Source organism: Methanosarcina sp. DH1, from assembly GCF_020804205.1.
GTDB lineage: Archaea > Halobacteriota > Methanosarcinia > Methanosarcinales > Methanosarcinaceae > Methanosarcina > Methanosarcina vacuolata.
Genome location: NZ_WJBJ01000021.1, coordinates 62625 through 84515 on the forward strand (window position 1 = coordinate 62625; position 21891 = coordinate 84515).

General features: G+C 40.9%; 17 protein-coding genes. 9 read left to right on the forward strand and 8 right to left on the reverse strand.

The window, feature by feature from the left end; all coding sequences use genetic code 11:
* Positions 1-143: 143 nt before the first annotated feature.
* Both FXW07_RS11575 and FXW07_RS11580 read right to left on the reverse strand, forming a co-directional pair.
* Positions 144-893, reverse strand: a complete 750-nt coding sequence (locus FXW07_RS11575) for a HEAT repeat domain-containing protein (RefSeq protein WP_229395571.1) — start codon at positions 891-893, stop codon at positions 144-146.
* Positions 824-3046, reverse strand: a complete 2223-nt coding sequence (locus FXW07_RS11580; RefSeq protein WP_229395572.1) for a DUF4062 domain-containing protein — start codon at positions 3044-3046, stop codon at positions 824-826. Before FXW07_RS11580 ends, FXW07_RS11575 begins: the two co-directional genes overlap by 70 nt.
* A gap of 202 nt (positions 3047-3248) precedes the next feature.
* Between FXW07_RS11580 and FXW07_RS11585 the strand changes: the two genes are divergently transcribed.
* Complete coding sequence (locus FXW07_RS11585; protein ID WP_229395573.1) at positions 3249-4406, forward strand: LL-diaminopimelate aminotransferase; 1158 nt, start codon at positions 3249-3251, stop codon at positions 4404-4406.
* A 220-nt stretch (positions 4407-4626) separates the two neighbouring features.
* On the opposite strand, the gene FXW07_RS11590 is transcribed toward FXW07_RS11585, so the two are convergent.
* Positions 4627-5172: a DUF2148 domain-containing protein gene (locus FXW07_RS11590; RefSeq protein WP_229395574.1), complete on the reverse strand. Its 546-nt coding sequence runs from the start codon at positions 5170-5172 to the stop codon at positions 4627-4629.
* Between the two features lie 569 nt (positions 5173-5741).
* Positions 5742-5969, reverse strand: coding sequence for an MBL fold metallo-hydrolase RNA specificity domain-containing protein (locus FXW07_RS19525; RefSeq protein ID WP_346655653.1), 228 nt, complete (start codon positions 5967-5969; stop codon positions 5742-5744).
* Between the two features lie 396 nt (positions 5970-6365).
* Here FXW07_RS19525 and FXW07_RS11600 point away from each other — a divergent pair, with 396 nt between their 5' ends.
* Both FXW07_RS11600 and FXW07_RS11605 read left to right on the forward strand, forming a co-directional pair.
* Complete coding sequence (locus FXW07_RS11600) at positions 6366-6551, forward strand: hypothetical protein (RefSeq protein ID WP_229395575.1); 186 nt, start codon at positions 6366-6368, stop codon at positions 6549-6551.
* 283 nt (positions 6552-6834) lie between these two features.
* On the forward strand, positions 6835-8253 hold the full coding sequence (locus FXW07_RS11605; protein WP_229395576.1) for a carotenoid 1,2-hydratase: 1419 nt from the start codon (positions 6835-6837) through the stop codon (positions 8251-8253).
* Between the two features lie 439 nt (positions 8254-8692).
* Here the strand turns inward: FXW07_RS11605 and FXW07_RS11610 are convergent, their stop codons facing one another.
* Positions 8693-9886 carry an MBL fold metallo-hydrolase gene (locus tag FXW07_RS11610; protein ID WP_229395577.1) on the reverse strand — a complete coding sequence of 398 codons (1194 nt, stop codon included), beginning with the start codon at positions 9884-9886 and terminating at the stop codon, positions 8693-8695.
* A gap of 620 nt (positions 9887-10506) precedes the next feature.
* Here FXW07_RS11610 and FXW07_RS11615 point away from each other — a divergent pair.
* Positions 10507-11550 carry a class I SAM-dependent methyltransferase gene (locus FXW07_RS11615; protein ID WP_229395578.1) on the forward strand — a complete coding sequence of 348 codons (1044 nt, stop codon included), beginning with the start codon at positions 10507-10509 and terminating at the stop codon, positions 11548-11550.
* 679 nt (positions 11551-12229) lie between these two features.
* Here FXW07_RS11615 and FXW07_RS11620 read toward each other — a convergent pair.
* A complete protein-coding gene (locus FXW07_RS11620) occupies positions 12230-12274 on the reverse strand; it encodes a hypothetical protein (protein WP_229395661.1) in 45 nt (14 codons plus the stop codon).
* Between the two features lie 345 nt (positions 12275-12619).
* Here FXW07_RS11620 and FXW07_RS19530 point away from each other — a divergent pair, with 345 nt between their 5' ends.
* Both FXW07_RS19530 and FXW07_RS11630 read left to right on the forward strand, forming a co-directional pair.
* Entirely contained in the window at positions 12620-14329 is a 1710-nt protein-coding gene (locus FXW07_RS19530; protein WP_229395579.1) for an FAD-dependent oxidoreductase, read from the forward strand.
* Between the two features lie 183 nt (positions 14330-14512).
* The gene (locus tag FXW07_RS11630) at positions 14513-14671 is read left to right on the forward strand and encodes a hypothetical protein (RefSeq protein ID WP_229395580.1); all 159 of its coding nucleotides are present in this window, start codon (positions 14513-14515) and stop codon (positions 14669-14671) included.
* A gap of 580 nt (positions 14672-15251) precedes the next feature.
* On the opposite strand, the gene FXW07_RS11635 is transcribed toward FXW07_RS11630, so the two are convergent.
* A complete protein-coding gene (locus tag FXW07_RS11635) occupies positions 15252-17522 on the reverse strand; it encodes a DNA topoisomerase I (RefSeq protein WP_229395581.1) in 2271 nt (756 codons plus the stop codon).
* A 519-nt stretch (positions 17523-18041) separates the two neighbouring features.
* Between FXW07_RS11635 and FXW07_RS11640 the strand changes: the two genes are divergently transcribed.
* Positions 18042-18314, forward strand: coding sequence for a hypothetical protein (locus FXW07_RS11640; RefSeq protein WP_052727877.1), 273 nt, complete (start codon positions 18042-18044; stop codon positions 18312-18314).
* A 357-nt stretch (positions 18315-18671) separates the two neighbouring features.
* Complete coding sequence (locus FXW07_RS11645; protein WP_229395582.1) at positions 18672-19685, forward strand: transposase; 1014 nt, start codon at positions 18672-18674, stop codon at positions 19683-19685.
* An 83-nt stretch (positions 19686-19768) separates the two neighbouring features.
* On the opposite strand, the gene FXW07_RS11650 is transcribed toward FXW07_RS11645, so the two are convergent.
* A complete protein-coding gene (locus FXW07_RS11650; protein ID WP_229395583.1) occupies positions 19769-20596 on the reverse strand; it encodes a TrmB family transcriptional regulator in 828 nt (275 codons plus the stop codon).
* 236 nt (positions 20597-20832) lie between these two features.
* On the opposite strand from FXW07_RS11650, the gene FXW07_RS11655 reads away from it, so the two are divergent.
* A complete protein-coding gene (locus FXW07_RS11655) occupies positions 20833-21546 on the forward strand; it encodes a methyltransferase domain-containing protein (protein ID WP_229395584.1) in 714 nt (237 codons plus the stop codon).
* The last annotated feature ends 345 nt before the right edge of the window (positions 21547-21891 follow it).

Consider the following 21891-nt stretch of genomic DNA (forward strand, 5'->3'; position numbering starts at 1 on the left):
TAGACTTATCAGTTTGATAAAATGGAAGGAAAAAATGAATTGATAGAGAAAGTGGATGTAAGCTTCACAAATCGCAGAAAATCTGAGAATTATGAGCCACAATAAAGAGTCTTGAAAAGGAATAAGTGTGGCATATAGTACTGTCACTCTTCAATGTTTTCTTCTACCTCTTCACCCCACCACTTTTTTAGTTCCTTAACTGCACTCATCCGGACATACTCATTCTCATCGGTCGTGGCCCACTGTTTGATAAATTTGAGTGTTTCAGGGTCGTCATGCCAACCACGAGCAAGTTCCTSARCTGCACTCATMCGGACATTATAAGATTCATCGGTCGTGGCCCGCTGTTTGATAATATTGAGTGTTTCAGGGTCGTCATGCCAACCACGAGCAAGTTCCTGAACTGCACTCATCCGGACATYATAAKATTCATCGGTCGTGGCCCGCTGTTTGATAAATTTGAGTGTTTTAGGGTCGTCATGCCAACCACGAGCAAGTTCCTGAACTGCACTCATCCGAACAAAATAAAATCTACTTTGAGCTGAGATGTTTAAAAAGAGACGAAATAATTCTTCATCTTTTGGCTCATATTTTCCTAAGATTAAAACACCCAGAAGACTAGAATATGCTTTATTATTTATTTTTCTCGAAGCTTCTTCACGTAACTCTTCTGAGTTAGAATCCACTCCCGTTATAAATTCTGCCCATGTATTGTTAAGATCTATGTCAATATCTGGAGAAGCTAAAAAAGGATAATATCGCATATAGACCTGACTTCGTGAAAACTGATCAATTATAGTATCCCGGTGAGGCCAGCCATTACCTAACAGTTTTGCAGCCGGAACCATTTCTTCAGCAAGGAATTGATTGATGTCCTGCGTCCAGCGGACCATTTCAAACAGTCTGAGTACTCTTTCAAGCAGCTTCTTTGCAGTTTCTCCAATCGCATTCGGTTTCGGATTTCACTCAAACATTTGATCGCTAAAACGATATTCAAAGGAGGTCTATTGCCAAAATATTGGGGATCGTATATCTGCATCAGGCATCTTATAATGTCGTCTGCAAAATCTTCTTTCATGCCGCATACAAGACTCAGGACTTCGTGCCATGTGGGATCTTCCCAATATTTTTCAAAATAATTTAATTTCAAGGTTTCAATATTGAGTTCATGATTGTCGAATTTCTGGACGATATCCATTGCACAGAAATACTCAAGGAAGGTACGATGGACGAATCCGTAAAAATCGGCTCCGTAAAGACAGAGGATGAAATTTACTCTTCTTAGTTGGTCAATAATCGATTCTGCTATCTCTTTTGAGTCAGATGGATCTTTTTGGTAGCGACTCTGGAGATAAAACTCAATTTCTTGCTGAAGCGTTTTCCTGTGAATAAAATTGCCTGCGAGTCCGTCGGGGCCGGACTGCATTTTGAAGGCGATTCTCATGAGAAGCTCTTTTTTGTCGTCCTCACCGATAAAATCCATCTCTACAGAGCTTCTTTTCAAGTGTTTGTTAAGGTGTTTGTTAACTTCCCAGTTTTCTACAAGGACACTGGCAGCATGATCGAAAAGCTTCCACCTTTCTCTAGGAAGTTCCTGATGCTTGCCTATTATCGCCAGAATTGTCAGCAGTAAGGGGTTTCCGGCAAGCTGTCTTATTGAGGGTGAATCCTTAAGGGCTCTCAGAATCCTTGATTTTCTGCTTTCTATTTCGGTTTCATCAATAACACAAGGATACCATCTGTCAAGGAAGGTTTCTATCTGCTCTTTTTCGAAATCCTGAAGTGTAAAGTGAGCAAAACCTGCGTCATCAAGGATTTTACGTTTGTAGCCGATAATCCTTGAAGTTACAATTACCCTGACTTTAGGGTAGTCAAGTGTAAATCCTACAATCATGCGGTTTATTCGTTCCCATTCCTTGGGATCAAAAATCTCATCAAGTCCATCAAAGATGACTATTGCTTTACCGTCATTTTTGAGATAGTTGCCAACTTCCTCTTTTGTTAAACTGTAACCCTCAGTTTCTGAAAGGTTTTGAAAGTAATCAAGAAAAGTCCTGCATTCTTTTTCTGCACACAAGCCCGCAAATTCCCTGAGTTCGACTCTAAGGGGAAGATAGGAATTGAAAAGACTGGAAAGTTTTTCGTCATTGTTAATTTGTAAAACTGATAAAATAATATATTTTGTAAGTGTGGATTTGCCAGCACCGGGATCTCCAAGAATTACAATATATTTGTTACTCTCATCACGTATGACATCAAGTACGGCTTTTGAGTCCTTTGAATAATAAGATTCTTTTGCGCGTTTAAGATCTTCTGCGGTCAAGCCTTCTGGAAAACATTCTTTTTCAGGGTCCCATTCCTCATGCATTTTATTCCATATCTCTTTTGGAAGTTCAACTGGAGGTGGATTTTCTCTTACGTTCTGCTCGACAAACACGCTGCTGAGCTTGATCTTTAGATAATCTTCTTTTTTGGAGGGGGTTAGAGCATCGAGATCAATATTACAGTATCTTTTGGAAACAGCTTCTCTGTACTGTGTGAGATCAAGTTCTGCGATCTTCCCCTCTTCCAATATTGAATTCCTGTTTTTAGTTTCCCACTTGTGAATAGCTGCTCCTACTAAACTGGAAAGTTCATCAGCAGATTTAAAAAAGCTAACAATGCATTTAGTTGATAACTCGTTTCTCAAAGATGCGATTTTTTCTGCATCTTTTCCTTTGTCTACATATTTCGGTAGCCACGGTGCATCTTCATTGAGTAAAAATATTAGGCAATCTTTTCCTTCTTTTATCGCTTCTCTATACTCAAGTTCTGTTATGGATTTATCGTATCCTTCAGGTGTGTACCCATATCTCCACGCAAAAATACCTATGTAAAGGTCGCATGAAGCAACATCTCCCAGACACTTGTCAACAGGTATTTTATCTTCTGCGACAAAATATTCCATTGCTACATCTTCATGGCTCATCCTCTTCAGATTGAGCCTTACCTTTTCACGGCATTCTTCCAGATCCTTAAATGTAGAAGATACAAATACACGGGCCATTCTATCCACCAATCTTCCAGTTAATTTTTCCAGAAACAGATATAAAATAATAAAAGTTAAATCTTTTGAATTAATTTGATTATCTTAAAATAAAAAATCATATGGAAGTTCACAGTTTTCATTTATCCCATACCTTTTAATATTCCAAATACCGTAACTATGAAAACTTACGCACGCCAATCATCTTCAGGTGACTTTATCAATGTACTCTGATAGAATCAATGCACTACCCCCATATCTTTTTGCTACTATAGACGAAGCGAGGGACGAACTGATTGCCAGGGGAGTCGATGTTATCGACCTTGGCGTAGGAGATCCTGACCTGCCGACGCACCCGCACATTGTGGAGGCTATGCGAGAAGCTGTCTGCGACCCAAAAACGCACGATTATCCATCTTATGCCGGGATGCCGGAATTCAGGAAAGCAGCAGCGGACTGGTGTAAGAAATACAAGGGGATTGAGCTTGACCCTGCAACTGAAGTCCTTGCCCTGATCGGGTCAAAAGAAGCGGTTGCACACATTCCGCTCGCTTTTGTCAACCCTGGAGATGTCGTGCTCTATACTGAGCCCGGGTATCCGGTTTACAAAATAGGAACAATGTTTGCGGGTGGAGAGCCGTATCCGCTGCCGCTGACTGCTGAAAATAATTTCCTGCCTGACCTGGACTCAATTCCTGAGAATGTCCTGAAAAAGGCAAAGCTATTCTTCTTCAATTACCCGAACAACCCGACTGCTGCAACTGCTGATATGCAGTTTTTTGAAAAGGTCGTTGAGTTCTGCAAAAAGAATGACATCATTGCAGTGCATGACAACGCCTACTGCCAGATGACATACGACGGGTACGAATCTCCCTCTTTCCTTGCTGCCGACGGGGCAATGGATATTGGCATGGAACTTTATTCTCATTCCAAGACCTATAACATGACAGGCTGGAGGCTCGGGTTTGCAGTCGGAAATAAAGACCTTATAAAAGGGCTCGGCAAGGTCAAATCCAATGTGGATTCAGGTGTCTTTGACGCTATTCAGATCGCGGGCATTGCAGCTCTCTGTTCTTCCCAGGACTGTGTCGAAGAAACAAATAAAATCTATCAGGAGAGGCGGGATGCTCTCATAGAAGGGCTTACAGCGATAGGCCTTAAAGTAAAGCCGCCAAAAGCTACTTTCTACATATGGGCTCCGGTACCTGAAGGTTTTACATCAATGAGTTTTGCAAAACTCCTGCTCGAAGAAGCCGGAATCATTGCAACCCCTGGTGTCGGGTTCGGAGACGCTGGAGAAGGTTACATCAGGTTTGCCCTTACAAAACCGGTCGATAGAATTAAAGAAGCAGTCGATAGGATGAAAAAACTGAAATTCTAACTGACTGTACTTGAAGAAGTTCTGAACTTTAGAGAGGCTCTCATCACCTTTACACCTTTAGAGACGCTTTCATTACTTCTAAAGATTAGAACATTAAAAATAATCTGGCCAGACACACTGAATGCCAGGCCGGAATAAATTTCCCTTTTATATAAAATCTGTCTTTTTAGAGAGTCCTTATATGAGCCTTATTTTTACAAGTCTTGTATTCTTACAAGCATTATTTTCTATCGAAAAAGATATTTTTCCCGGTTACACTCAGCGGAATTCCAAAAACGACATCTGCATCAAGCAAACCAGAAACCCTGGCAGCTGCACCAATTGAGTACATTACTCTGTTGTCGATGCAGAAATCCTTGGCCTTTGCAACGGCTGCACCTATAGCTATTCCCAGGTCTACATATTTGAGCATGCAATTCGGACCCCTGAAATCTCCTTCTATCTTTTGCCGGTTCAGCATCTCAGCACAGGTTTCAGAGCCGCAGGCTCCACAGTCCAGGCCCGCAGCCCCGCTGGTTTTAACACCGATAAGAATAGCAGCCCCTGCGTTTCGAAGATTTGCAGCATCCCTTTTCAGAAAAGCAAACCCTGCGCTTTTTTCCTCTGCCAGCCTTTCCATTGTCGAGGCAAGTACTTCGATATCAGGTATCTCAACAAGGGCAGTCACTATATCATCTACGCCTTTGGCTTTCGGGGCAGTCCGTGCAGCTAGAAGTATACTCTTTGCAAGTGTTTCAAGCACTTCGGATTCAGGATTGAGAATCATATTCAGTTAATGGAACTTCTGGAGTTTAAGGCTTTGCAGATGACAGCTCCCGCGAGTAAATCAGGAATCTATGGTATTTCAACCAATGCTGTACTGTCCTGGAGCAACTATTTATTCATGTTTTGCTGCCATCGTTTCAAGTTTTACCTTTGAAACTTCTTCAAAGAACCTTATACCTGGAGTTTCAGAGCAAAGTCAAGCGGCTTCTGTAGTATTTGCAGCTTCCAGCACAAAACTTGACAATAGAATATAGTATAAGTGAAAGTGCTAACATCAATTCTAAAATCAATATATGATTCATACCCCAATTCTAAGATCAACACATGATTCATACCCATTGCAGCTATGAACATGAACATTTAATAAAATGTAAGAATAGCTGCATCAGCATCCTCTGTCAGCAGAATTCCGCGTCCTTCTTTATATAAAAAGCTAAAATAAAGTAATTCGCGGTTCCTAAAAAGTTATTTCCCTTATGCTTCAAAAGTTAAAAATTTTAACAGTTGCAAAGGCTGAAAACGCTTTTTATCATTTTCTATGCATTTTAATGTAAAAGTTCATTATCTTCATTAAAAAGTAAACAACTCCCCGTTTGCGGGCGCATATGCATCCACGCCGATTTCTTCCGAAATCCACTGTGCAAAGCTTTCGGTTTTGTCCCCATGCATTACAAAGACTCTTTCCGTACCTTTCCTGCAGAAATCCTTCACAACCTTTTTGAGCTCGCTATCGCCGCTGTGTGCTGAAAAGTCATACTGTTCTCTCCTGGACTTAAGAGTGAGTATATCTCCTCTGATCTCGACAAGTCTGTGTTCAAGTGCTAACCTGCCGTTTGTGCCTTCAACCTAGTAGCCTGTGAGCAAGACTTTGAAATTGGGATCTTTGTAAAGTCGGCTCAAGTAGTAAAGTACAGGCCTTCCATTCCGCATTCCGGCTGTAGTGACAATAACTCAAGGATAAGAGTGTCTGCTTCGGTAAATTTGGCTGCCTCCGGTACAAGCCTGTTTTCCTCCAAGTTGAAATCTCCCGTATAAAAAAGACTTTTTCTGGATTTGGATTCGAGATGAATTCCCTGAGCTTCCGGAATATGGCCTGCGTTGTGGAAGCAAGCCCTGTTGCCGTGTATTTTGAAAGTTTCCCCATAATCTTTTTTCTGGTTATCTGTAAAAGTTTCTGGAGTTCATCAGGGTCAAATGGGCTACACCCGAAAGCGTTATCTCTGCAAGTTTGAGGGTATCTCTCCCAAGAAGGAAGGAAACTCTGCTGTAGGCGGAGTCGTGAAGACCTCAGGATTCAGGTACATAAGGTTAGGGACAGAACCGCAGTGGTCCAGGTACTCATGTGAGATCATGATTTTTTTCGGCTCAATACAATTGTAGAGGATATTCTGAAAACTCGACTAGATAACGTCGGCTTTTCATTAATATCGATTCATGTTTTCAATATTGATTTCCTTATTTACAATTCTTATTATATTATATTCTCTAAATAATAATCTTGCTATCATTTAGACCCACTTCTTCGGCATATAATATGGAGATAGAGTTTATCCAATATTAATCTTCTAAAAAACGGACCTGGATGATTAATTGATAAAGCAAAATCTGCTTAATGTATTCATAAAACAGACCAAATGGTCTATTCACATACGGGGGGTAAAGAATGAAAATTGGATTGAAAACTGGATTGAAAACTGGATTGATAGTTTCTCTACTATTGCTATGCTTAGCTATTCCTCCTAGCGCCGCACAAGCATCAGAACCTGCAGGAACCATCGCAGTCAAAGCAGATAATGAAACTTCAATGAACACAACAACTTCGGCCCAAGGATCTGCACCGTGGCTCACGAGCCCAGGGCTGAACACGGAAGAACAGGGACTCTACCACTTTCCCAGGGACCACCAGTGGCATAGCGGACCTACCTACCACTTTAACGATTTCGATGAGTGGCACTACTTTACATTACTGGGCAAGGACCTGACGACAGGCCACAACATATCTTTGTTTGTGTGCAATTTACAGCAGGGGTGGCGAAATGACATACAAAGACCCAATACCAGGGTTCTCATGGCCTACCTCGACAAAGATGAAGCCAAGTTTTATGGTCATGGAATTGACCCGACGGGCAAGTTTGTGACCACGGGATCCAATGGAGATTTCAATTATACGGTCGGTGAGGTTGGCAAGGATCAGGGTTTTGCCACGAACTACAGCTATTCCCAAGAACGGTGGAATTTCAAAGGATGGGCGACAAACGAGAGTAATATAACCGTCGGCACTCCGTACAACTTTGACGTCACCGGGATCGTAAAGGCCCCAGGCTACATTCCAATGGCCTATTGGGGGCTGGAAAACATTGGATTCAACGATCAGTACGACCAAAACCCTTCGACTATGTACGGTCTTTCATACTACTATGTAGCCCCGGAGATGGAAATGAACGGTACGGTAACCCTGGATGATGGCGTTGCCCATGAGATTGAAGGCATAGCCTGGTTTGAACACCAGTGGGGTAACTTCCAGTCACCTGAACAGCTCCGATACTTCTGGGGGTATGCCCGTTTCCCCAACGGGGATTCATTTACCTGGAGGCAGTATTACGGTAGTCCTGCGGGAGTTGTAACTACCACCATACCTTTCAACATAACAGCCGCTATGATGGGTTGGGACTCTCCACAGATTCAACAAAACCGGTTCGCTTTTGTACCCAAAGGTCAGCCACCGCAGTACGCGTTCGGACCGTCCATCGTGTACACGCCGATCAAATGGTGGACATCGCCTATAACGAATATGTCGTACCCGTGGTGGGGCGAACTAAAGACGCCTAAAGGAACGTTCTTCATATCCCCATCTGCCACCCCCTCTCAGGAGAGCCCGGGAGCTGCGGGTCCATTCATAGAGGGAGCGTTGGAGCTCCATAGTGGCTCGATTGACGGACCAGTGGTAGCAGAAGGGTTCTGTGAACTGGCGCAGCTACCCCCACTAGGAGCGCCAAACGCCCGCGGGCTTCCCGAAGCTACTGCTCCGGGAGATATCCGTTTCGACGGTGGTCTGAACCACAGAGTGCAGAAACAGAACTGAACCTCTCGTGTGGGACCTGGACAGGTAACCGCGTCGCCGATATGGAACATCGGCGACGCTAAATCGACTGGGACAGCTTGTCCTTCCGTGGTATGAGAGGCTTGAAGACCTGGGAATCCCCAGTGACAGGACTTGATTACCCCCGACCGAGGGCTTTATAATGACTGGGTCAAGGGCGTCCGACTCACCACCGGAAGGTAACCCTGTTGATAGCGCTCAGCGGACATCCAACTTTCTTTAAGGAGTAGTTCTACCATGATGATCCATCAGTGCTCTATGAGTGTTTTTAAAATGGATGGTTATCAAGCCCTTGTTGATAATAAAGATATCTGGATGATTTAAATGCCAGAAATCCTGTCCAACGAGTGCAATAAAACCACAAATAGAAAAAGATGTTTAAGAATCATTTTTAATAACTGTTTATCCTTTCCTTTGATCTTTAAAAGGTAAAAGATTCCCCGTTTGTGGGTGCATAAGCTTCCACACCAATTTCCTCCAAAATCCACTCTGCAAAAGCTTCGGTTTTATCTCCATGCATTACAAAGACCCTTTCAGTGCCTTTCCTGCAGAAATCTTTCACAACTTTTTTGAGCTCACTGTCTCCACTGTGTGCGGAAAAGTCATACTGTTCTACCCTGGGTTTGAGTGTCAGGACATCTCCGTTGGTTTCTATCATCCGGTGTTCCAGAGCCAGCCTGCCGTTTGTGCCTTCAACCTGGTAGCCTGTGAGCAGGACTTTGGAACTGGGGTCCTTGTAAAGCCGGCTCAGGTAATAAAGTATCGGTCCTCCGTTCAGCATCCCGGCTGTAGTAACAATAACCGAAGGCTCTTTAAGTATTGAATCCCGCTGATGGTCTTTTACGGAAATGGCACGCCCGAAAGCCCGGTCAAGGAGCTCGGGGTTTTTAAGGTATTCCGGATATTTTTTAAGGAGCTTGTAAACGTCCCTGCCCATGCCGTCCACATAAGCCTGAATTCCGTGGGCATCAAGCAGCATAAGTATCTCCTGAGTTCTGCCTATGGCAAATGCAGGGATAAGGGCAGTGCCTCCCCTGTCAAGAGTGCTAAGGATCGATTCGATAAACCTCTCTTCGGTCTCTTTTCGTGGGATATGTTCTTCCCCAAAATATGTGCTCTCGAGAACAAGAGTATCGGCCTCGGGAAATTCGGCTGCACCGGGCACAAGCCTTGTTTCTTTAAGGCTAAAATCCCCGGTATAAAACAGGCTTTCTCCTGATTCCGACTCAAGGAAAATTCCAGATGCTCCAGGGATGTGACCTGCGTTGTAAAAACAGATTCTGTACCCATGACTTTTGAAAGGTTTGTCATAATCGATTTTTTGTGTCCGATTGGCAAGCTTCTGGAGGTCATCGAGATCAAAAGGAGACACTCCTGACAGCGTTCTTTCTGCAAGCTTCAGGGTGTCTTTTCCAAGCAGGAAAGTTAGATCTGCAGTCGGCGGGGTCATGAAAACCTCAGGATTCTGGTACATGAGGTTTGGAACAGCCCCGCAGTGATCAAGATGTCCATGTGAGACGAGCACAACCTTTGGTTCCATGCCGTTGAGAGGATATTCCGGGATATCCCCAGTCTTTATGCCGTAATCAAACAGAACATCCTCGTTTACCAGCAAACCCGAACGTCCTACTTCCCTGCACCCGCCTTTAAAGGTAAGTTCCAGAATAAAACCTCTTTAAAATTTATGAATTTATTAAATTTAATAAATTCTATCGCATTTATTCAGCTTATTAAATTATTAAGCCTAATAGTTTAATAAGCTTAGTTCTCAATAATTTTGCTTATTTTATTATTTCAAGCGGTTCTCTAGCTGTTTTCAACTGTATTCACTCTCCAAAAAGCAAAGTTCCATTGTATACTGCTGTATACTGCGGTCATATGAAACATGTCAATTTTATCTTCTTTATGTTTCGTCTCACGGTTTTCACAGTCATGCAAGACTCTGACCAGGGACAGTTTGAAAGAGTTATGCAGTTTCAAGGAGTTTAGTTTCAAGGAGTTTAGTTTTAAGGAGTTTAGTTTTAAGGAGTTTAGTTTTAAGGAGTTTAGTTTTAAGGAGTTTAATTTCAGGAAGTTTTACAGTTATATAGACAAAAAGTAGGCAATTTCAAAACGATTATATCTGAAAAATATTTCATTTTTAACTATTCAAGTACCGGTGAAAGATTAACCATAGGTACTAAAGTCTTGAGGAATAATAGAACAATATCCATGCCAGAATGTTAAAATGGATGAGTGATAGATTTGCAACAGAGCAAAATAAATGTTGATTTAAGTGGCATACCGCAAACTTCCTTATTGATCCTGTATGGCCGAGCAAAGGTGAGTAAAGAGCACGGCTCATTGTTCAATGATGACAAAGCACTTGAGCTCGTTGAACGATTGGATTACGATTTTTCAACTGAAAAGGCAATTACTGATTATTTATTGTTTGCTTCCGCAGCACGAGCGATGCAATTTGACAACAAGGTAAAGGAGTATATCACAAAGCATCCTCTTGCATCTGTGGTTAATCTTGGGGCTGGGTTTGAGACGGAATTTTATCGCATTGATAACGGCAAAATTCGCTGGTATGATCTCGACCTTCCCGGACTAATTGAAATCCGAAAGCGGTTGCTTCCGGAAACGGATAGGTCAACATGCATTGCAAAATCGTTTCTCGATCCAGGCTGGTGTAAAGATGTTAACACTCAAAACGGCCTACTTATCATCGCCTGTGGACTCCTGCGTTACTTTGATGAAGCAAAGGTACGCCAGCTATTCCTTTTACTTGCAGATCATTTCCCGGGTTGCGAAGTTGTGTTTGATATAGAATCAAAATCGAGCAGTGATGCTGATGGAGGAGGCTACGGAGCAGGATGGAGCAATGATGAACCTGAAAAACGAGAAGCAATGCTAGCAGAGCGTTTCAAGTCGTTTAAGAACGCCTGGAAGGCAATTCCACAAAGTTTGAAAGATAAAGTGCTAAGTACTCTGACAACAGCTACCAAACCCAGCGGAACAGAATGGGTTGATATCGAAATCTGGTGGAATGAGCTAAATGCTCAGGAAAAAAGCAAGGCGATGCATGAGTTTGGAGCATCCCTTGGAATCACCTGTAAATGGGCACTGGATGATGCAAATGAAATGATAAAGTGGGACAACCGCATTAAAGTTGTAGAACAGTTTTCCATGTTTAGAAATATTCCACGTGATCCTTCGCTGAGTACGTCAATCAGGCAATTCATGGATTACACGGATGAGAAAGGAAGAATGAAGATAATTCACTTACGAATCTGAGAACTATAGATAGTCTTTTCTTAAGGCGAAGAAGCCGGAAAAGGTAAAACTAGAAACATGAAATCATATAATGAAGAAATGGGCTCTTCATCCATTCGATATTTCAATTTTTTTGTTCATCCCTCAGGCCTTTTTAGCTTCTCGATTTTTCAGAAATAGGTGAATATTTTTATCATTGCCTTAAATGGCTCGGGAGTTCTCCTGCTTTATACATTAACCAAGCAGAACCTTCTAATTATAGGCAGATCCGAACATTACACAACAAATTCAATATTCTTATATAGTAACAGCGTGTAAATTTTTACATGGAAAACTTTTATCCGTGTCTGTTCTGTGAAGCAGTGTTTGTAGACCTTGGAGACGCAAAAGATCACATTAAGGTATGTCACTCTGAAGATGGGAGAACGTGTAATTTCTGTTCAGATATAATAGATTGAATTCAGGTATAATAGATTGAATTCAGGTATAATAGATTGAATTCAGGTATAATAGATTGAATTCAGATATAATAGATTGAATCATAATTCTCTTTCCTAATTACTGAGAGACAAAACCTTAATTAATTCACAAGTTTTAATTTCTATTTTTTCCATCTAACTGATCAACAGGATTACTTACTAACTGCAATCCGAGTGGTTCAAGCCTTTTTAACTCCATATTTTCAGGAATCCCTTTTCCATTATCTGAAATATTCAGCCTGGAGGTTCAGGAGATAAGAGATCATCTGTATGTTGTTCTTTATTATATGACCGATTTCTTTTTTCTGGCATCTTCAATTTTCGGATCATGTCTAAAAAGCTGCAAGGTTAGGAGTCCATAAGAACTATAAATATTGCACAGCTAAAATAAAGATGATCAACCAGAACCAAAAAAGAAGTAACACCTATAAGTAGCACTTATTTTACTGCAGAAAATGCATAAATCACGTCTAAAAAGATAGAGAAAGAAAGAGTTCAATTTTCGATATTTATTTCCATAGCACGATCACTTTCAAACTGAAAAATTACATTCGGCCTGCGAAAAAGTGAAGAGTGATTTAAAAGAAAATAGGGGAGATGGGAGAGATAAAGTGTCTGATATTATTAGTTCTGATACGGTTATAGTAGGGGGAGGCATCACAGGTCTTTATACCTGTTACAAACTAAAACAGTTAAAAGGCGTTAACCATACCGTTTCTCTATTTGAAGCTACAGGCCGATTTGGAGGTCGAATTGAAACTGTAGAAATGGGCGGGTTTTTAGCAGAATATGGTCCAATGCGATTTGAGAAGCTTGCACAGCCCCTGCTTATGGACCTTATATCCGAACTTGGTCTGGAGACAAAACCCTTCGTACCCTATACAGCGGCAAACGATCCTGATTCTCTTTTTGAGATAACCTTTGACGAATCTGGAGGTAAGCGTTCCGGGAGTAAATTGACAACAATTGAGCTATTGAAACTGGGCATTCTGCGCCTGTTAAATGCAAGCGGTGGAGATATGAACAACCCGAATGACCCCAGACATCGGGCATGGTGGGCTACTCTTGACGAGGAATACTACAGCTATGTGCGTAACAAGGCGAGCTACAATGGAAAATATCTCTACGAGATAGGTTTCTGGAACGCACTCAGTCTTGTTCTCAGCCACCGTGCAGTGAATAAGATCATCCATTATGGGACTTTTTATCATCTTATTCATTTTAACCCGAATGCAGCAGAATGGGTTATTTTCTGGCTGCGTGGACTGCATCCAGACGATGAACTGGTTGGCATAAAACAGGGTACTGAGTCTCTTGTTCAGGAGTTAGTCCGTAAATTGGACTCCAGACCCGAACCTTCGGTCTCATTGCATCTTAATCACAGGCTAACAGCCCTCTTTTCCCAGCCTGATGGTAGGGTTTTACTGGAATTCAAGACTGACAATAAAACCGACAATATAACTGACAATAAAACCGACAATATAACTGACAATAAAACCGACAATATAACTGACAATAAAACCGACAATATAACTGACAATAAAACCGACAATATAACTGACAATAAAACCGACAATATAACTGACAATAAAACCGACAATATAACTGACAATAAAACCGACAATATAACTGACAATATAACTGACAATAATGTAGTTAAGGTACTGGCAAAGCATGTTGTACTGGCATTACCTCGCTGTCCTCTGATGCAGCTTCGTCCTCAGTTACCTGAACATATTGGAGAAATGGTGGATTCTGTAATCCCAATTCCACTGGTAAAATGTTTCTTTGTTAATGAGAATCCGTGGTGGAATGAATTTACGCCGCCACAGACACGAGCTTCGTCCACTCCGGCAAGAGAAATCCATTACACCTTCAGGAAAGACGGGAATTGTAAACGCGGGATTGTAATGGTTTATTGTGACCCGCCCAGTATGCGCTACTGGACGCCATTTGTACGGCAGCAGGAACATCTTAAGGCAGAATTGAATCTCGATAAACGTCTTGTTGGAGGCTACCTCCAGTATTTACGATCAAGTCCTGACAATACTGACGTTAGAAAAATAGAAGCAGAGGCTGAATTAATAAGTTGCTTCGGCATAAGAGACTGGAGCCGTGAGCCGTTTGAAGCGGGTTGTCATATATGGAAAGCTGGCATCCGTGCTGAAGAGGCAATAAAAAAGTTAACTGCGTTCTCATTACCGGATTCACCGCTATCAAATAAAAATATCCATATATGTGGTGAGGCTTACTCGGATTTCCAGGGCTTTATCGAAGGTGGTTTGCGCACGGCTCTACAGGTTATAAAACAAATTACCTGAACTTAGAGATCGTTTTCTGGCTTTGTAGAGATTCCTTATTTTCTTAATAGTTACCCTTCTGCGATATTAGTCGCACTTCAGGCAAGATTTCTCTTTTGACCGGACTCCATAGAAAAGATCTTATCTATTAGTAACAGTATAAACATATTAAATCAGTTTTTTATTACAAGGAGTTGAACTAAGATGACAAAATTATGTCCAATGCGTCCGAATTCTCCCATAGGAAACAGAGCACCTGACTTTGCAGCATGCCTTGAGGAACAATGCGCATGGTTCGATAATGGAGAATGCGCAGTAAAACCGTCTACGGGCTGGCGTGTTCGGGCGAGAAGTGGTTTGTGAAATATCCTCATTGAAACAGGTTGTTTTTGGGGTTATTATCGGGGTTATTATCGGGCAGGATACGAGAAGAAACGCAGAAACGCATTCAACTTTATAAATGTATGATAAAATATTGCATGTTTTTCGAGTTGGAAAATTATCCATTGAATTTGAAGAGGAGATGTAAAAAGGAGTAAAAAGAGGCAGATTACTATTTGCCAATTCTCTTCTTTTTCTTCTATTTTGCAAGACCGCTCTCCTTCGTCGAGCGTGATAAAAACGACATGGGACAGCAAATAAGGTTACATGGATCAGAATTTAGATTCAATTTTCAAACCTTGTACTTTTGCCAAATACATTAATTATATGACAACAGGCAAAAATAAGAAAAGACAACGACATTGAGGACTATTTTCATGCGTCCTCAACTGTACAGTTGCCTTTAACTGTACTACTGCCCTTAACTATGCTACTGCCCTTAACTATGCTACTGCCCTTAACTATGCTACTGCCCTTAACTATGCTACTGCCCTTAACTATGCTACTGCCCTTAACTATGCTACTGTTAACTATGCTACTGCCCTTAACTGTACTATTGCCCTCAATCTGTGCTGTTGCTTTCTACTGTAACTGTGCCGTTGCATGAGACCTGCCAGTTTTTAACCTTCTTTACACTGGTCTTTATTGCTTTTGCAAGCTCTACAGGGTCGGCTTCTGCCAGGGCTTCTACGCTTGTAATACCGGCTTCTTCCAGTTTTACTGCTGTGGCTTTTCCAACGCCTTCCAGGTCCTTAATTGATTTGGGCTTTTCTTTTTTGGGCTGCTTTGCCTGTTCTTCCTGCTGGGTTTTCTGCCATTCTATGAAATTACACTGAGGACAGCCAAGGTCCCAGGGCCGTTTTCCTGAATTAATTATACGGATATGGTGCAGGCCGTGAGCTTCACAGACCTTGTCAGTAACTATAATCTGTCCGCTTCTGGGCAGAGGGAGGGAAAAGGTACAGTTAGGATAATTGTTGCAGCCTATAAAACGGCCTCCCCTTTTCGAACGCCGGATAATAAGTTCGTTTCCGCAGCCTGAGCAAATGCCTATGATTTTGTCTTCCCTGAGGCCGGCCTGGAGAGATTCCACGATTTTTTCCCGGTTTTTATCGAGTTCCGAGAAGACCTGCTTTAATATATCCCGCGATTCTTCAAGAACAGCAGACTCTTTGATCTTGCCTTCAGCAATCAGGTCCATGTTTTCTTCAAGCAGCTTTGTCATGTCCGGTTTTGTGATAGTAGGGGAATACTTCTCAAGAGTGTCCATTACTGCAAAAGAGGTATTCGTAGGCTGCACAGGATTTCCGTGGATGTAGGCCCTGGAATAAAGCTTGCTGATTATCTCATGTCGCGTTGCCTTTGTTCCGAGCCCGAGCTCTTCCATAATATTGATAAGTCTTCCCTGTCCGTAACGACCTGGAGGCTGGGTTTCTTTATCCAGCATCTCTGTTTTAATCACTTTAAGGGACTCGCCTTCGTGAAGTTCAGGGAACAGCCTGTCTTCAGGCGCATTGTAAGGATAGTACCATCTCCAGCCCGGTTCAACAAGCCTTGCCCCGTTTGCCCTGAACTCTTCTCCGTTGATATCGAGCCTCAGGCGCATAGTTTCCCACTCGCTTGGCCCGGCAAAGGTCGCAAAAAAGCGCCTGACTACAAGTTCGTAGACTTTCCATTCTTCCTCTTTTAAGTCGGACTCTTTTGCAAGGGAAGCCGGAAAAATAGGTGGATGGTCGGTAGTTTCCTTTTTTCCTCGCGTAGGAGTGAGTTCGGCTTTCTCAAGCAGGGCGTCTGCGTATTTTTTAAAGGGGCCTTCTTTGAAAATCTCAATCTGCGCCCTCAGGTCAAGGGTCTCGGGATAAACCGTATTGTCAGTTCTGGGGTACGAAATATAACCGTTAGTATAGAGAGATTCAGCTATGCGCATCGCGTTTGCGGGGCTGAGCCCGATTGAGTTTGCTGCGCTTATGAAACCTGTGGTATTAAACGGAGTCGGTGGCTGGTCAGTCTTTTTCCCTTTTTCGATTTCCTTTAATTCGGCCTTTTTTCCCAGTTTTTTGAAGACTTCTGTTGCCTCCTTTTTATCCAGGAAACGGCGGGTTGAGTGCTGAGTTGAGAAGGTTTCTCCGTCTGTATTTTGAAGTTCGGCATAGATTTCCCAGTAAGGAATTGGGACAAAAACATTCCTTTCTTTTTCCCTGTCAACAATAAGAGAAAGGGTTGGTGACTGTACCCTGCCTACGGAAAGGAACATCTTCCCTAGCCTGCCTGCAGCAAGAGAAATATAACGGGTAAGGGCTGCACCCCAGACGAGGTCAATAACCTGTCTGGAATGGCCGGCGTCTGCGAGATTAAAATCAACATCTGTTGCATTTGAAAATGCGGCGTCTATCGCCTTTGGGGTTATTGCACTGTAGCGCACCCGGTCAAAAGGAACATCCTGATTCACCTTTTTTATGATATTGAGGGCTTCGACTCCTATAAGTTCTCCTTCTCGATCATAGTCAGTAGCAATCGTAACCCTGCTCGCCTCTTTTCCCAGGCTTCTAAGGGCAGTTACGATCTTTCGGTTGATAGGAGTTGTTATGATGTCGGCGTCGATAAGAGTTTTAGCCTCCACTTTCTGCCAGTTATTATACTCCTTGGGAAAATCGATCCCCACGATATGGCCCGACAGCCCTACAACTACAGTCTCCTGCTTCTCTCCATCGGACACAATCTCATACCGGTATACGTCTACTCCGCTGACTCTATCTTTCTTTGGGTTTTTTGGAGCCAGAATCGCAGCTATCCTCCTTGCTGCTATATTTTTTTCCGTTACAATAAGGTGCATCTAACACTCCGGTATAATTTTTTAAATTCTCTGGAGGAATACTAGCGTACCCCAAAACTCCTTCCAGTCTGAGACAAAGCCTGCCTCCTAATTCTTTGAAGTTTCCTTTTCCAATATATATTTTTGGATTGAATCATAAAATACGCTGTCATCCGTAACTATAATTAGGCTCAGAGCTCTTCATCTGCCTTTCAAGAGTCTTCATCCATCCGTTAAACTCTTCTACTTATCTATCCTTATTCCTCTCTTCACAACTCTCTGGGATACGATTTTCTATGGGATATTTTTCCTGTTAATTCTTTCAATATTTTAAATTTTCCCAAATTTTTCAGCTATTTTTAGCTGTATTTAGCTGTTTTTTAACTGTATTTAGCTGTTTTTTAACTGTGTTTTAGTTGTATTAAGCGGTATTTAGGTATCCTCTTCAAATTGTATGGGCGAAAGCAGTAATGTATTTTCGACCACATAAAAACTATAATAGTAGTTCCATTTTCCCTTATCATATTTTGGAGTAGAAAAATGGAACTTGAAGCTTTAAAACAATTGCTTGCTTCACTGGACATCAATCCTGATGAAATTAAAGATGAAAGATATGCCAAAGCTTTTCGCATTTTGTTTGCTATAATTGAAAAACAGAATGAAGAGATTGAATTCCTCAAGGCAGAGAACCAGAAGCTTCGAGATGAAATCAACTTACTCAAAGGTGAAAAAGCCAAACCTAAGATTCGTGGCTCTAAAAAGCATGAAGACATTTCTTCTGAAAAAGAGAGAAGAAAAAGAAAGATTCCATAGGATAAAGAGCCTAAATCTAAACTGGACAAAGTAGAGGTTCATCGAACTGAAACATGTAAAGTTAATAGATCCAATTTACCCAGTGATGCGTATCTTAAAGGTTATAGAGACGTAATAATTCAGGATATATCCATAAAGCCTGAGAACACAAAATACAGGATAGAGATATTTTATTCTCCTTCTGAGCATAAAACATATGCAGGAAAATTGCCACAAAGCGTAAAGGGTGAGTTTGGTCCTGGGATCAAATCTCTTATAATCACTCTTAATCATGTTGCTAATGTTTCAGAACCCAAGATACATGAATTCCTAAAAAATATTGGTGTCCATATATCTAAAGCCACTATTTCTCGAATCTTGACAAAAGATATTGATATTTTTCATCAGGAGAAAGCCGAGATTTTTCTGGAAGGTCTTAAGGCTACGCCTTATCAGCAGATTGATGATACAGGTGCAAGAGTCAATGGTGTCAATTATTATACTCAGATTCTTTGTAATCTTTATTATGCTGCTTATTTTACAGTTCCAAATAAGAACCGGGAAACCATTTTAGATGTGCTTTTATGTGGAAAAGAAAAAACGTACTGCTTTAATGAGGAAGCATTTGATCTGATGAAAACGTTTAATGTTTCCCAAAGATGGATAGAAAAGCTCTCTTCTTTAAAAAACAAAATATTCAGTGACGAGGAAATGCGTCGAAAACTGGATTGTATTTTTTTGCATGGTAGAAAAACTACTAAGAAGAAAGTTCTTGAAGCCGGTGCAATTGCGGCATATCATCAGATGACAAACATACCTGTGGTTACCACACTTTTGAGTGATGATGCACGTCAATTCAGGCAAATTGCATATCATCATGCTCTTTGCTGGATTCATGATGGTAGAAACTACAAGAAATTGAGGCCAGTAGTTCCTTATCATAGAGAAAAGCTGGAAGCTTTTCTGGACAGGTACTGGGACTTTTATGGTGAGCTTTGTAAGTTTAGAATAAAACCAGATTCAGAGGTAGCGGAGCAATTATCCATTAAGTTTGATCAGTTGTTTTCTACCAAAACAGGATATGAACAGCTGGATGAAAGAATCGCTAAGACGAAAGAGAACAAGGAACAGTTGTTAAAGGTACTGATTTTGCCAGAGATTCCGCTGCATAACAATGCAGCGGAACTGGCAGCAAGAGCAAAGGTCAGAAAAAGAGATGTGAGCCTTCAAACCATAACAGAGGAAGGAACAAAAGCAAATGATACATTTATGACGATTATTCAGACAGCAAAGAAACTGGGGGTAAGTGCATATCAGTACATATGCGATAGAGTCAGCAGTATATGTGAGATGCCATCTTTAGCTCAAATCATCAGAGAAAAAGCTCAGTGAGTGGAAATTGAGGGGTTTCCACTCAATTTGAAGAGGATACGATATCTTTGCAAGTCAAGTCAGAGAAACCTTTGCAAGTCAAGTCAGAGAAACAATTCGCCCTTTGTCCAGAGTTCATCAAATTTTGTCTTGAATCGCTTAGCATATGATTCATCATATATTCGTGCCATACCGAGATTTCTACTCATATTGAACTGATCTTCAATATCTATCAGGGTTATCTTAGAATCAATGATTGTAAAATTGTATTCGTTTTCTAAAATTCTTACTTCCATCAGATCCTTAAAATAGCGTTTAAACGACAGGTCTTCTATCGAATCAATAAGCTCTTTTAATGATGGCAGTAGTTGTGATCCCGGGTCTAAAATTTTAACTTTTATGCCACGTTCTATTAAACTCAAATAAGCTTTGCTAAAGGTGGATACTGAGGTATCATATAGCTCCGATCTTCCAGGCTTGTACTTCATATGGATTACAACACATATTTCATGCTCGATTTTCTCAAAAGATGAATTTACCATTTCTTTTAGTTCATTATTACGAAATCTGTCAGGCCAGAAGACAGTTTCAGCATTTTGTGGTGAATTGTCGTTGCAGAGTTCCCTTTCGATTTCATCAAATGTTTCTTTGAGCATTTTGAGCTCATTGAGTGTTTCTTCCTCTTTTCTTTTGTACATAAGTTTAAATGCGCTTTTAGGATCAACAGCTCGGTATCTCTGTGGTCTTGACGGTTGGATTTCAACAAGCTCATAGTTTTTGAGGGCTTTGAGAACCTCATAGATTTTTCCTATAGGGACTTTCGATGCATGTGATAATTTGCTTGCTTCAATAAAATCTTGTTTTAGAAGTGTTAGGTAAACTGAACTCTCATACCTGTTCAATCCAATTTTTGCAAGTAATTTTTCATTCATCTTTTCACTACTTTTCAGTTTATTGTAGAGTAAAACGGTTATCTTTCTGAACGATATTAAGACTACTGTTCAAGCATATGAAGGTAAAGTTGTTAAGTTAAAGGCTATACTGACTGAATACATCCGTTCAAATAAAAGAACAATATGTGATGAAGGTTGCCTCGAAATCTATAGAACAATTCTAAATAAAAAACTCCATAAAATAATATGGGATAGATTAACTAAAAGTGGTCAAGATGATGTTTACAAAAAGTAACAAATATGATTTTGATTTTGCTAAAGAAAACATGATGGGACCAAACTCAATGAAGATTCTTGAAGAAGTATCAGAATCTTTGAAGCTTGAGAAAGGCATGAGAATACTCGATCTTGGATGTGGGAGAGGGCTGACCTCGATATTCCTGGCAAAAGAATATGATGTTACAGTTTTTGCAACTGATCTCTGGATAAGTGCAACAGATAACTATGAGATAATTAAGTCAATGGGACTGGAAGATAAAATAATACCAATACATTCAGAAGCCCACGATTTGCCGTTTGCACATGAATTTTTTGATCTTGCTATAAGCGTAGATGCCTATCATTATTTTGGAATCGAAGCAGATTATTTGACAAAGCATTTTGCTCCACTCGTAAAAAAAGGAGGGCAAATTGCAGTTGCAGTTCCGGGCTTGAAGCAGGAATTTACAAATGGAATTCCAGCAGAATTAGTGCCATACTGGTTTGATGATATGACTTTAACTCTACACTCACGTGATTGGTGGTATAATTTATGGAAAAACTCTGATTTGGTAAGTATTAAAGAATGCAAAGAATTAAATTGTTTTGAAGAAGCATGGAAAGACTGGCTTATGTGTGACAACGACTTTGCTCGTAGGGATATAGGAATGATGGAAGCAGAAGGTGGAAACTACTTTAATCTGGTTTCAATCATAGCTACAAAGTTATGATTCAAAATCTGTTGAGGAGCTCACGACTTGGCCTACAAAGTTCCGTTCATTAACTTCCTTAGATCGGCATGAGATCTTCAGGGATGTGGTTTTGGAGAGAAATAAGGTTATATGGATTCCATAGAACATCATCGATTTCATAGACGGACATAAGTCTATATTTGTAATTTCATTTGTAATTTCAACACAATGTTAGTTTGGGATAGATTCTACTTAAAAATTTCAAGTAAAGCAGAAGAACATAGTGATATTTTTAAAAACCAAACATGAAATTATTCAAATTAGAGGCGAAAAGAAACGAAAGTACTTTTCAAGTCATATTGCTTTCATTCCAAACAGATAAAG